Here is an 11,878-nt window from a genome sequence, read left to right as displayed (position 1 = left end):
ATTTAGGGATTGATTATCAAGCTTGCTAAAATATGCACAATAATGGGTTTTGAGGGGAGGGCTTATATGATTTTGACAAAATATAGTACGGATAATAAATATAGTACCGATAATAATAGTAGTTTGCGCTATAATTATAACTTTGCACTTATGGCTTCAATGTTATTGCTGTCACAGTTAAGTCATGCTGAAGTGTATAAGACGACAACCTCAGAGGGTCAAGTGGTATATACCGATAATATCAATACCGCTTATCAATACAATAAAAACAGCAAAAATATCAGCGTATTAGATAAATTACCCACCCAATCACAAGTATCTGCGACGACCAATCAATCCGCAACGACATCTAATAGCTTGAACAATCAAGTTGATAACGCAGCGAGTACGGCAGCTGACAATCGTTTGCCTAATAGTTTAGGTGATAGCTTAACTGCTCGCTTAACTGAGCGCTTATCCACCCAATCCATCTCAGCAAGCCAGGAGGGGGATTATATATTAAAAATTGTATCGCCTGAAGCAGGGCAAACGCTGCGACGTGGTAGTCAACCAATTGAGATTAACGTTGCCTTGACACCGAGTTTAAAGACAGGGGATAGAATCGTCTATCAACTCAATAACCAAACCTTAGCAACTATAAAAGCAACTAGCTATACTATCGCTACTACCACGCTCGATCCTAACCCTTATACCATTACTGTAAGCGTTGAAAACGTCTTAGGGGAAGTCATCGCGCAAGACACTCGCGCTATCAATCTCATCAGTAATAATGTACTGTATCAAAAAAAACGTAAAGCGATTGCGCAAGCACAAAAGAAGAAAGCCAATCAACCTTGGTATAAAAAAATACTTTAATACTTTAAGCTATCGTTAAATTTGCTTATACCATAAGGCACTACCATAACTAATGCAACTTTATCCAATCAAACACCATAGCTGGGTGGCTATTGATATTCATCATAATTTGGGTGAACAGGCTACCCTATTAACCCATAAAGCAGGGTCAAGCAATAAAGTAGGGTTAACCAATAAAGCAGCATCAACCCATAAAACAGGGTCGATGTCTTGTCGTCACTTGCTAAAAAACCTACAGCAAGCGCTCAATCTGACAGGCGAGTTAATGGATACAAACTTTCCTTATCATTTTATAACGGCTGACGGTTACACTTGGTATGTCAGTTTTAGCCATAGCCGCCAACATGCCGCAGTGTTGATTTCGCCCTATACAAATATCGGTATTGATGTTGAAGATAGCGCAATTAGTCATCAGGTTGCTTCGCGCTTTTTTTCACCCCATGAATATCAATGGTTGAATCAAAAGCCTGTAGTCAATCAAGCAGTTTTACGAAACCTACTATGGCGACTTAAAGAATGTGCCATCAAAACCCATCAAAATGCCGATAAGCAATTAATAAAAGAATTAAAGCATGATGTGCTAGATGAATGGGGCGAGGAAGTTATCAATCAACTCATTGGCGTCAATGAGATAAATGCTAAAGATAAGCCCATACAATGTGTGCAAACCGACGCTAAAATAGTTGGCAATTTTAGTAGCAAACCTTGCAGTTTTATTATTGTAAATCGTTAAACAAGGCTAAAAAATCGCTGTTTAAAAAAATAACCAATTCTTACGAAATTACTTTTTTTTGTAAAAAACCCATGCTATGATTGCTATAAGAACAATTTACTATGTAAGCGACATTGTAGAGAAATGTTTTAACAAACTATTACAAAAGCTTAACTAGTACATTAATTAGCAGGCGTAGGTAGTAGGTAGCTCAACTTAACTAGGCGTAACTGTACTTGGTTAAAAAACTACTTTAAAAACCTACCATTAATAGTGTTAAAGGAAGTTATAATATGTCAGTTCGTGAACAAGGCATTGTAAAATGGTTTAATGATTCAAAAGGTTTTGGATTTATTCAGCGTAATAGCGGTGAAGATATTTTCGTTCATTTCCGCGCGATTCAAGGTGACGGCTACCGTTCACTTCAAGATGGTCAAAAAGTTGAATTCATCGTGGTTGAAGGTCAAAAAGGTCTTCAAGCTGAAGAAGTTACCAAAGTCGAATAAGTTGAGCCAAAAAGGGGTTGAAGTGTTATTTTGACCTTTTTGCAAACCAAGTTGAGGTAATTAACTTGGTTTTTGTTGTTTCTCATAGCCAATGATTGATTGGTCAAAATAGGTTAACTCTCTGTGTTTCAAACTTTCTCACAATTACCCCTTCATCCAGCGCTTAAACAAGCGATTGATCAATTAGGCTATCAAACGCTAACCCCTATCCAAGCGCAAATATTGCCCAATACACTCGCTGGGCAAGACGCCATTGGGCAGGCACAAACAGGTACAGGTAAGACAGCAACGTTTTTACTCACCATCATCAATGAATTGCTGAATAATCCTATAAACCCTGAGACTGATGGCGATCGTTTTTTGGGTGAAACCCGTGCGCTGGTGCTCGCGCCGACTCGAGAATTGGCTCAACAAATTTATCAAGATTGCCTTGAACTCACCAAGTTTACCGAACTGCATACCGTTTGTTTGCTCGGTGGCACAGACTATGAGACGCAGTCAAAGCAGCTGCATCAAAAGTTTGTCGATATCATCATCGCCACCCCAGGTCGTTTGATTGATTTTTGCTTTCAGCACCATGTGTATCTCGATCGTCTTGAAATTTTGGTATTAGATGAAGCAGATAGAATGCTGGATATGGGGTTTATACCTGATATCAAACGCTTGATTCGTATGATGCCCGCCAATACGCATCGGCAAACCCTGCTTTTTTCCGCTACCTTTAACCAAGATGTGATGAATTTAGCTTATCGCTGGTTATATCAGCCGATTTTTGTAGAAATTGCGCCCGAACAAAAAACCAGTCAAACCATCGAGCAGCTGTTTTTTACCCTGATGGAATCGGATAAACTGGCGGCGTTACAGCAAATTATTGAAAAAATTTCCCCCAAGAAAATGATTGTCTTTGCCAATCGTAAAGACCAAGTCAAGCGCCTGTATGACAAACTTAATCGTCAATATAAAGTAGTGATATTGTCAGGGGATGTTATCCAAGCCAAACGCGAGAAGTATTTGGCACAATTTCGTCAAGGCGATGCCAATATTTTAGTGGCTACGGATGTCGCAGGGCGAGGTATTCATGTGGATGATGTGGCTTGTGTGGTCAATTATACGCTGCCAGACAGTCCTGATGATTACGTTCATCGTATCGGTCGCACCGGTAGGGCAGGCAATAAAGGCATGAGTATTAGCTTTATCAGTGAAAACGACGGGTTTAACTTGCCGGCTATCGAGCAATACTTGGATGAAAGTATCAAAATGCAGCAATGGTCGAATGATACGCGTTTTTTAGAGGATTAAATTTTTTAAGTGATAAAACATGAAGGGCGCTATCAATCAATAGCGCCCTTTTTTACGGTAAAATACATTAATAAAAATAACGCTATAATCTAACGATATCGACTTTAGCAAGGCCGTTTGAAAGATTAGCAATTCTACTAAAAGCACCTTTTGACAAATCTAGGGTACGGCCATATTTGCCAAATCCCCCTGTGTCAGTCACGCGTACCACTACACTTTTGCCGTTGGCTTTGTTGGTAACTTTGAGCCGGCTACCTAATTTGTGCACATTGCTGGCGGCAGTCAGTGCATTTTGATTGAATTTCTCGCCAGATGCAGTGGTGCGACCATGATGCTTACCACCATACCATGAAACAACATCAGCATTGGCTTGCTGGGTGACTAAAGTAGTAACAAACAAACTGGCAATGATATATTTCATCGGATGTTCCTTTTATCAATTAAAGCGGTCAATAATCTGACTACTTAAAGGTATCAAGGGGCATTTCCCGTGATTTACATATTAAAAACAAAGTAATATTGTTTAATATCACTTAAGCGGTGTGTATTCTAATTACAAAGTTATGTTATTGCAAAGATTTTATTGTAAACAAAATCTTCAATATCGGATGTATTTTGCTAAACATATAAATTATGTAACTATATTAGCTAGTTTTTCTAACCTGTTGATTTTGTGTAAAAATGATATCTTAAGTAGCTAATCGGATATAAAAAATGCAAAAAAAAGAGAATGCAAGTTATTGCATTCTCTTTTTTATATATGGTGGAGATGGCGGGAGTTGAACCCGCGTCCGCCAGCACTACGCCCATGACTCTACATGTTTAGATTCTGTCTATGTCTTTAATGGTTGGCGAACCGACAGTCAGGATGCCAACCACGAGCCTCTTAAGTTTTGCTCAAATTGGCGAGACAACAATTTAAGCTATCCATCGTGCGTTCGCTTCAAGGAGAGCAACCAGACCAATGGCAATCTGTGCCGTCCCAAGCAGCCCTTAGGCTGCTAGAGCGTAAGTTTCGTCGTTTGCGACTAGTTTAAAATGTATATTTTATTTACGAGTGGACATACTCACTCGACATGCATCATTGAGTTTCATTACCAGCGTCGAAGCCAGAACATCCCCAAATGAACTGTGAATTATATAAGGTTAGTAGCTCAAAATACAAGGCTAAACGTCATAATAATTAGGTAAATTACTAAAAACACACATAGCAATCTAATATCATCCGAATTATTGTCATGAGTTTGACGTATTGAGCTGATAAGTTAACGTGTTAAAGTGGTTAAAATTATTTTGATAAAATTTTATTCAAAAAACAATAGATTGGGTAAATTGAACAAGCTACAGGTGATTAATGGATGACAGGGAACAAAAAAAATTCGCCAAGCATCATGCGGATGTCACAAAATCAGCTTAAACGCCAACGTGAGTGGGTGTATTTGGCGCATTTTTTAGCCATGCTGCATTTACATCCTGCCAAAACCATCTCAGGTACGGATGATGGTAATGAGCCAGATTTTACCTGCATTTTTTATTGTGACAAAGGTGAATATGTAATTGGCATCGAATTAACCACTTTGCCAAGACTACGCGATAGACTCGGTAATGACAATTTAATGTTAAAACGTTGGTACTGGCAGTCGCTACTACAGGTGTCAACCAAATTGACACCAACGCGGTTTAATGGTGAGGGCGAGATAGTAGGTGCCAAGGCTAATTGGGCCAATTGGGCCAATTGGGCTAATTGGGTCAATTGGCAAAAGATTGATAATCGTAATATTTCAAATATATCGCAGCAATTCATCGAGCCATCGAATGATTTGCCACATCCTACGCTCAGTAGTAAATTACAAAACGGTATTGCCAAAACCATGCGTTGGTTACCCAGTGCGTTTTTTACCGATATGGCCAATGAAAATGAAGATTTACCGATTGATTCCTACATCAATCAAAGTGATATTGATGCGGTGATGAGCAAAAAAGCGCATAAAGTCCAAGCGTACCGCAAAAAAAGAGCGTTGGATGAAGTGTGGTTATTGATTCATACCAATGAACAGCAAGAAAAGGGCGTATTAACTTTTGACACAAGTGAAGTATTGCATCACGGTAGTGAGTTTAATCGAGTATTTTTAACCTTATATCCCACCACGACACTGCTACAAATTGCTCAATAAAAAAGGCTAAATCTACATTTAGCCTTTTTATGCTTAAAAATTTCATTTAATCATCGAGTTGTTCCATGACATCATCAGTAAAGTTGACGTTGGTATAGACTTCTTGTACATCGTCCAAATCTTCTAGCATATCAATCATTTTCATGATTTTTTTAGCGTCTTCGACATCAGTAACATCCGCCATGGTTGAAGGGGACATGGTCACTTCTGCGTTGTCGGATTTTAAACCGGCTTTTTCTAAGGCATCCATCACGTCACCGAAATTCTCTGGCTCAGTGACCACGGTGATACTATCACCGTTATTTTCAATATCGATTGCCCCTGCTTCAAGCGCGACTTCCATGATGGTGTCTTCTAGCGACACATCATCAAAGGTAATTTCACCGCGTTTGCTAAACATATAAGCCACTGAGCCTGATGTACCCAAGTTGCCACCATTTTTGCTAAAAGCGTGACGCACTTCGCCAACGGTACGGTTGAGGTTATCCGTCATGGTCTCGACAATCACCGCAACACCGCCCAAGCCATAGCCTTCATAGGTGATTTCTTGCATGTTGTCATTATCACCGCCGCCTGCACCACGTTCAATCGCTCGTTTTACAGTGTCTTTGGTCATATTAACTGAGTTGGCTTTTTCCACCGCCGCACGCAAACGCGGGTTACTTGCTGGGTCTGGGTCGCCTTGTTTGGCAGCAGAGACCAGCTCACGAATGATTTTGGTAAAGATTTTACCTTTTGCCGCATCTTGTTTGGCTTTACGGTGTTTGATGTTTGCCCACTTGGAATGTCCGGCCATGAGTGTATCCTTTATCTAACTATCTAACGTAACAATCTAATTTTCAAAATTTTGCGTGCGCTATTATAAACGAGCAACCCCGATTTTTGATAGGGGGTTGCGCTTATGTCATCGCAGGAAATGTTATTGAAAGTTAAAATCAAACCTAAGGGCGAGGCGAATCATCAGGTCGTGGCAATGTCGGCAAATCAATATAGCGGTGTATCAACTCACTTAAATCAATGGTTACTTTTAAATTGACCAAGTTCCAGTACTGTCCAGAAATGGTTCGATCAAGCATCATGGTAAGTGGGGCGGGTTGAAAGCTTTGCCAGTATTTAAGCGACTCTTTTGCTTTGGCAATTGCTTGAAAATGGGTTTGGCTGGTGGCAAAATCGTAAGGCGTGTGTTTGGATAAATCAAACAACTGCGTAAAACCATACGGGGTCAAACCAATCTGCAACCAATCGTTATAAAAGTCTGTGGGCAGTGGTTCATCATTGTCTTTTTTGATGCCAATGCTGACCAAATCTTGCTCAAGCGCTGTCACATCACCGCTCAGGCAGTGGATGGCAAAGCGTTTGAATAACGCAACTTCGTCATGGCTGTAAGATTTGATACCACCAAAGTCATAGGCGATGACCGAGCCATCGGGGCGAAACGCAAAGTTACCTGGATGGGGATCACAATGCAGACGATACAGTTTGAACAATTGACCGGCACTAAAATCAAATAAGCGAGTGGCGATTTTTTGCTTGATGTCATTGTCCCAAGTGGCAGCCACTTCGAGCTTTTCACCCAGTTCTTGTGATAGGGTTAAAATCCGTTTGGTCGAATGGCTATGAAAAACTTTGGGAATAATTAGCCCATCATCCTCACTGTGAAAACTGCCAAAAATTGCTAAATTATGGGCTTCTTTGCTGTAGTCAAGCTCGTCATACAGGCTATCACGGATTTCTGCAAAAATTTTATCTTGCAAGGTTTTATCCATATTAAGCACGCCCGTTATCTTAAGCGCCAAGCGAACGTGTTTTAAGTCACTGTCGATGCTGGTATCAACATCGGGGTATTGCACTTTGACTACGACCGCTTCACCGGTTGGCAACACCGCTTTATGGACTTGACCGATAGAGGCTGCCGCAAAAGGTGATTGCTCAAACTGGGCAAACAACGCCTCAATCGGTTGCCCCAATTCTTTTTCCACCTGCTGTTTGATGACGGCAAACGGCATGGGCGGCGCGTCTTTTTGTAATTTCTCCAGCGCTTTTGAGACTTCAGGCGGAAACACATCTTTATACTGCGAGGCAATTTGACCGACTTTCATCACCGCACCTTTCATTTCGCCTAAGGTGTCGGCGATTTGCAGCCCTACGGTTTGCAGCATTTCGCTCCGGGCTGTGAGTTTATCTTCTTCAGAGCCTGCAAAAGACTTAATAGAATTTTTGGCTGCTTTCCCTGCGATACTGGCAGTCATACCCGCAAGTTTTAAAAAACGTTTTTTTGATGACATAGTAATTGTCTTATAGCAGAATTTTTTAATTAATTTATCAGGTAAATTATAAAGTTTTAAGTATTGAGATTAGCAGAAAATGGCTATTTTTGCTATGTACTGTGCTGAAATTTAGTGAATTTTGTGCATAGCTTGGCATAAAAAACTTGGCACAAAAAAAGGTGCCACGATGACACCCTTTTTATCCAAATCATTAAAAAACTATTGTAAAAATAAGCGATAGCCCAAGTTATCGGTGAGGTTTTCGCACTCATAGCCAATGTCTTGCAGCTTAGCAAGTAATTGCTCGGCGGTTTGCTCACCCATTTGAATGCCCGCTAAGATACGCCCTTCAGCCGCCCCATGATTGCGATAGTGGAATAAAGAAATGTTAAACTGTGAGCCCAATTTTTCAAGGAAGTTGAGCAGCGCGCCAGGACGCTCGGGAAATTCGATGCGAAATAATTGCTCGTCTTTTAATCCCGCGTGTCCGCCGATTAAATAGCGAATATGGGTCTTGGCAACTTCATCATCGGTCAAATCAATCGCGGCATCATCGGCTTCATTGAGTAACTGGTGGATTGCTTTGCGCTCTTTTTCCCCTTCTTTGAGGGCGATACCGACAAAAATATTGGCAGCGTGATGGGCGTAGTTGGGGTTGGTGTTGATGCGGTAGTTAAATTCGGTGATGTTGCGACCTTTAAGTGAGCGGCAAAAATCCAAGAAGGCGCCTGTGCGCTCAGGAATGGTCACCCCAAAAATCGCTTCTTTTTTCTCACCAATTTCGGTACGTTCAGCGATATAGCGTAAGCGGTCAAAATTCATGTTGGCACCACATAAAATCGCCACACAGTTTTTGCCTTGCAAATTATGATCTTCGATGTATTTTTTCATACCCGCGACTGCCAACGCGCCTGCAGGCTCAACGATGGTGCGGGTTTCATCATACACGTCTTTAATCGCCGCACACACTTCATCATTGCTACAAGTGACCACATCAGGCTCGACCACGGGACCTGAGTTATCGCTTTTTGGCATACGGCAGACGTCAAACGGTATTTCACCCAGCTGCGCGACTGCCACCCCATCGACGAACAACCCCACTTGGGGTAAGCGCTTGCGTTCACCGGTATCAAGCGCGATTTTTAAACAGGCTGCTTCTTCTGGCTCGACCGCCACGACTTTGACATGCGGTGCAACTTCCCCCAAAAACGCTGCCACACCTGAGATTAAGCCACCGCCACCAACCGCAACAAACACATATTCCATTTTACGCCATTGTTGTACTAGCTCCATGGCAATGGTGCCTTGACCTGCGATGACCAGTTCATCGTCATACGGCGGGATAAAGGTCAAGCCATCGGTTTGGGCGCGTTCAATGGCATAGCGGTTAGATTCATCAAAACTATCGCCATATAGCACCACATTACCGCCCAAGGACTTGACGGCACTGACTTTGATATCGGGAGTGGTAGTCGGCATCACGATAATGTTATTGAGTCCCAAGCGGCTAGCCGAGAAGGCAACGCCTTGCGCGTGGTTGCCGGCAGAGGCACAAATCACGCCTTTGGCTTTGTCTACTTCGCTTAACTGGCTAATTCGATTGTAGGCACCCCGCAGCTTAAAAGAAAACACTGGCTGAAAATCTTCACGTTTAAAACGAATATCGTTGTTAAACCGTTCACTGAGTTTTTTGGCGGGTTCAAGCGGCGTTTGAATAGCAGCATCATACACGGTCGCTTGAAGGATAAGGCGTACCCAATCTGATAACATAATAATGACCTAAGTTTGAAAAATACGTTTGAAGATTTATTTTTACGCTCTGTGTGCTTTTATAACCAAAACACAGCAAATCGTTAGAGAAGTAAAAAATAAGTGATTAGATTAGGACTTTAGGGTTTAGCTTGCAAGTGCTTTTACGGTAAAATAAGTTGGGTAATTGATAGCATTAAGTTTTCTATCTGTTTTTTTGATAAATTCCTAACAAGGCTGGGTCTATGAGTACGATGAATGCAAGCACGCAACAACAACAAAAACAAGCCGTGGCAGCAGACGCGTTAAAATATATCGAATCAGGCATGATTTTGGGCGTGGGGACGGGTAGTACCGTCAACTGCCTCATTGAATTATTGCCAAAAGTTAACCTAAAGGGCGCTGTGGCAAGCTCAAAGGTCACCGAAAATAAGCTCAAAGCCCTCGGTATTGAGGTGATGGATTTAAATTTCACGGGCGAGTTAGACTTATATATTGATGGTGCCGATGAAGTAAACGAGCACTTACAGCTAGTCAAAGGCGGTGGCGGCGCTTTAACCCGTGAAAAAATTGTTGCCGCCGCATCTAAGCAGTTTATTTGCATGGTGGATGAAAGCAAATGGGTGCAGCAATTAGGCGTTGGCTTTCCACTACCGATTGAAGTGTTGCCGCAAGCGCGCTCATATGTAGCGCGTGAGTTGGTGCAGCTTGGCGGTGAGCCGGTCTACCGTGAAGGATTTGTCACCGATTATGGCAATTTGATTTTGGATGTTTATGGCTTAGATATCGGCTTGGACATTGAAAAGGTAGCAGCGTTTGAAGCAAAGCTAAACAATATCGTTGGGGTGGTGTGTAATGGGTTATTTACTGCACAGCACGCTGATATCTTGCTGATGGCAACGGCAGAGGGCGTAAAAAAATTAACAGCCAAGTAAGTTGCCAGTAAGTTAACGGTCGTTAGTAATGTTGTCATTCAACAAAAAAGACCAAGTCACGATGACGGGTCTTTTTTAGTTCATAACCAATTTAGTTTATAACCGCTAATGGCAAGCTTGATGGCAAGCTCATTAGTGCATGTATTGACCACCATTTACGTTGATGGTCTCACCTGTAATATAAGCAGCGCTATCGCTTACCAAATACAACACTGCAGCGGCAATCTCTTCAGGTTGGGCGATACGACCCATTGGGATGCCTGCTTTGATGCTTTCCATCACTTTTTCCGGCACCGCCATCACCATTTTAGTACCCGTATAACCCGGTGCCACCACGTTAACGGTCACCCCAGATTTAGCGCCTTCTTGTGCCAACGCTTTACTAAAGCCGATGATACCCGCCTTGGTGGCTGAGTAGTTGGTTTGACCAAACTGACCTTTTAAGCCATTAATTGAGCTGATACTCACGATACGCCCAGATTTTTGCTCAAGCATTTTGTTAAATACGGGTTGGGTGACCGTGAATAGTGATTTTAAGTTGGTATCAATCACCTCTGACCATTGCTCATAAGTCATTTTTTTGAAAGTCGTATCACGGGTGATACCTGCGTTATTTACCAACACATCAATGTGACCTGCTTTTTCAATTGCATCAACAATGGCTTTGGTGGCTGCTTCATGGTCGGTGAGATTGGTTTCAACAAAGGTGAAATCGCTGGCATTCATGCCTTCTTCTTTTAACCAAGCTTCGCCGCGGTTGACCGTGCTATCCGCTTTGTGGGTGTAGGTTGCAATGATGTGATAGCCAGCTTGGATTAGCGCATGACAAATAGCAGTGCCAATACCACCTAGCGCACCTGTTACGAGGGCAATTTTTTTATTTGCAGTTGAGTTGTCCGTTGTCATCACAGTACGCTCCTTGTTTGTTGTGATTGTTGGTTGTAATAAAAAATTCAATGATTAGGATAGCTTATAAGATAAATATGTTGGTTTTTTTACAATTAAACATGCGGCTAAAAAATCAGTCACACGCGATTGATATCAGGGTCAAAAAAAAATATAAACCGAATATTCACATAAATTTATTGACTTTTACTTCCTTGTTTTTTTCATCATATATGAAGATTTGATAACTACCAATATTTTTTACGTTTTTATTTTTATTACAAACATTTTGCTACGCGCAAACGAGTATTTATAGGTTTATGTGCTAAAAAAATTTGCAACAATAGCGGTTTGTGCTAGGCTATAAGGATAACTTTAAGCAATGTAAGGTTGAGCAAAATACCCTGTATCAACTGCACTTAATCAAGGCTAATTGCAAAATTTCTTGCTTGATGGTACAAAGTTGGCTTAATTTTACAAACTTGATTGGACAAGA

Annotated in this window: 11 protein-coding genes and 1 other RNA gene; 6 read left to right on the top strand and 6 right to left on the bottom strand. The window is 41.5% G+C overall.

Annotation, left to right across the window (positions count from 1 at the left end):
• Window positions 1-66 precede the first annotated feature (66 nt).
• The 4 genes from ACAM37_RS06015 to ACAM37_RS06000 all read left to right on the top strand — a co-directional run bounded on the left by ACAM37_RS06015 (window position 67) and on the right by ACAM37_RS06000 (window position 3,372).
• Window positions 67-855 carry a DUF4124 domain-containing protein gene (locus ACAM37_RS06015; RefSeq protein WP_369625737.1) on the top strand — a complete coding sequence of 263 codons (789 nt, stop codon included), beginning with the start codon at window positions 67-69 and terminating at the stop codon, window positions 853-855.
• A gap of 52 nt (window positions 856-907) precedes the next feature.
• Window positions 908-1,588: a 4'-phosphopantetheinyl transferase family protein gene (locus tag ACAM37_RS06010; protein WP_369625736.1), complete on the top strand. Its 681-nt coding sequence runs from the start codon at window positions 908-910 to the stop codon at window positions 1,586-1,588.
• Between the two features lie 272 nt (window positions 1,589-1,860).
• Window positions 1,861-2,073: a cold shock domain-containing protein gene (locus tag ACAM37_RS06005; protein ID WP_007116878.1), complete on the top strand. Its 213-nt coding sequence runs from the start codon at window positions 1,861-1,863 to the stop codon at window positions 2,071-2,073.
• A 123-nt stretch (window positions 2,074-2,196) separates the two neighbouring features.
• On the top strand, window positions 2,197-3,372 hold the full coding sequence (locus ACAM37_RS06000; RefSeq protein ID WP_180949405.1) for a DEAD/DEAH box helicase: 1,176 nt from the start codon (window positions 2,197-2,199) through the stop codon (window positions 3,370-3,372).
• Window positions 3,373-3,454: 82 nt separating this feature from the next.
• Here the strand turns inward: ACAM37_RS06000 and ACAM37_RS05995 are convergent, their stop codons facing one another.
• A complete protein-coding gene (locus ACAM37_RS05995) occupies window positions 3,455-3,793 on the bottom strand; it encodes a septal ring lytic transglycosylase RlpA family protein (RefSeq protein ID WP_099807891.1) in 339 nt (112 codons plus the stop codon).
• Window positions 3,794-4,133: 340 nt separating this feature from the next.
• Window positions 4,134-4,494, bottom strand: a transfer-messenger RNA (tmRNA) gene (ssrA, locus tag ACAM37_RS05990).
• Between the two features lie 236 nt (window positions 4,495-4,730).
• Between ssrA and ACAM37_RS05985 the strand changes: the two genes are divergently transcribed.
• Window positions 4,731-5,546 carry a hypothetical protein gene (locus ACAM37_RS05985; RefSeq protein ID WP_369625735.1) on the top strand — a complete coding sequence of 272 codons (816 nt, stop codon included), beginning with the start codon at window positions 4,731-4,733 and terminating at the stop codon, window positions 5,544-5,546.
• A gap of 46 nt (window positions 5,547-5,592) precedes the next feature.
• Here the strand turns inward: ACAM37_RS05985 and ACAM37_RS05980 are convergent, their stop codons facing one another.
• From ACAM37_RS05980 to ilvA, 3 genes are all read right to left on the bottom strand, one after another.
• On the bottom strand, window positions 5,593-6,342 hold the full coding sequence (locus tag ACAM37_RS05980; protein WP_369625734.1) for a YebC/PmpR family DNA-binding transcriptional regulator: 750 nt from the start codon (window positions 6,340-6,342) through the stop codon (window positions 5,593-5,595).
• Window positions 6,343-6,487: 145 nt separating this feature from the next.
• Window positions 6,488-7,831, bottom strand: a complete 1,344-nt coding sequence (locus ACAM37_RS05975) for an ABC1 kinase family protein (RefSeq protein WP_007116873.1) — start codon at window positions 7,829-7,831, stop codon at window positions 6,488-6,490.
• Between the two features lie 201 nt (window positions 7,832-8,032).
• Window positions 8,033-9,583, bottom strand: coding sequence for a threonine ammonia-lyase, biosynthetic (ilvA, locus tag ACAM37_RS05970; protein WP_065252514.1), 1,551 nt, complete (start codon window positions 9,581-9,583; stop codon window positions 8,033-8,035).
• A 224-nt stretch (window positions 9,584-9,807) separates the two neighbouring features.
• Here ilvA and rpiA point away from each other — a divergent pair, with 224 nt between their 5' ends.
• Window positions 9,808-10,497: a ribose-5-phosphate isomerase RpiA gene (gene rpiA / locus ACAM37_RS05965; protein WP_369625733.1), complete on the top strand. Its 690-nt coding sequence runs from the start codon at window positions 9,808-9,810 to the stop codon at window positions 10,495-10,497.
• Window positions 10,498-10,629: 132 nt separating this feature from the next.
• Here the strand turns inward: rpiA and phbB are convergent, their stop codons facing one another.
• Window positions 10,630-11,403, bottom strand: coding sequence for an acetoacetyl-CoA reductase (gene phbB / locus ACAM37_RS05960; RefSeq protein WP_369625732.1), 774 nt, complete (start codon window positions 11,401-11,403; stop codon window positions 10,630-10,632).
• Window positions 11,404-11,878 lie beyond the last annotated feature (475 nt).

Origin of the sequence: Moraxella sp. K23 (genome assembly GCF_041154765.1) — a bacterium.
GTDB lineage: Bacteria > Pseudomonadota > Gammaproteobacteria > Pseudomonadales > Moraxellaceae > Faucicola > Faucicola tetraodonis.
This window is presented reverse-complemented; position numbering and strand designations above follow the sequence as displayed.

Excerpts from the sequence above, each read along its gene's own strand:
- ACAM37_RS06015 (WP_369625737.1), top strand. The coding sequence starts at position 67 with ATGATTTTGACAAAATATAGTACGGATAATAAATATAGTACCGATAAT.
- ACAM37_RS06010 (WP_369625736.1), top strand. The coding sequence starts at position 908 with ATGCAACTTTATCCAATCAAACACCATAGCTGGGTGGCTATTGATATT.
- ACAM37_RS06005 (WP_007116878.1), top strand. The coding sequence starts at position 1,861 with ATGTCAGTTCGTGAACAAGGCATTGTAAAATGGTTTAATGATTCAAAA.
- ACAM37_RS05995 (WP_099807891.1), bottom strand. The coding sequence starts at position 3,793 with ATGAAATATATCATTGCCAGTTTGTTTGTTACTACTTTAGTCACCCAG.
- ACAM37_RS05985 (WP_369625735.1), top strand. The coding sequence starts at position 4,731 with ATGACAGGGAACAAAAAAAATTCGCCAAGCATCATGCGGATGTCACAA.
- ACAM37_RS05980 (WP_369625734.1), bottom strand. The coding sequence starts at position 6,342 with ATGGCCGGACATTCCAAGTGGGCAAACATCAAACACCGTAAAGCCAAA.
- ACAM37_RS05975 (WP_007116873.1), bottom strand. The coding sequence starts at position 7,831 with ATGTCATCAAAAAAACGTTTTTTAAAACTTGCGGGTATGACTGCCAGT.
- ilvA (WP_065252514.1), bottom strand. The coding sequence starts at position 9,583 with ATGTTATCAGATTGGGTACGCCTTATCCTTCAAGCGACCGTGTATGAT.
- rpiA (WP_369625733.1), top strand. The coding sequence starts at position 9,808 with ATGAGTACGATGAATGCAAGCACGCAACAACAACAAAAACAAGCCGTG.
- phbB (WP_369625732.1), bottom strand. The coding sequence starts at position 11,403 with ATGACAACGGACAACTCAACTGCAAATAAAAAAATTGCCCTCGTAACA.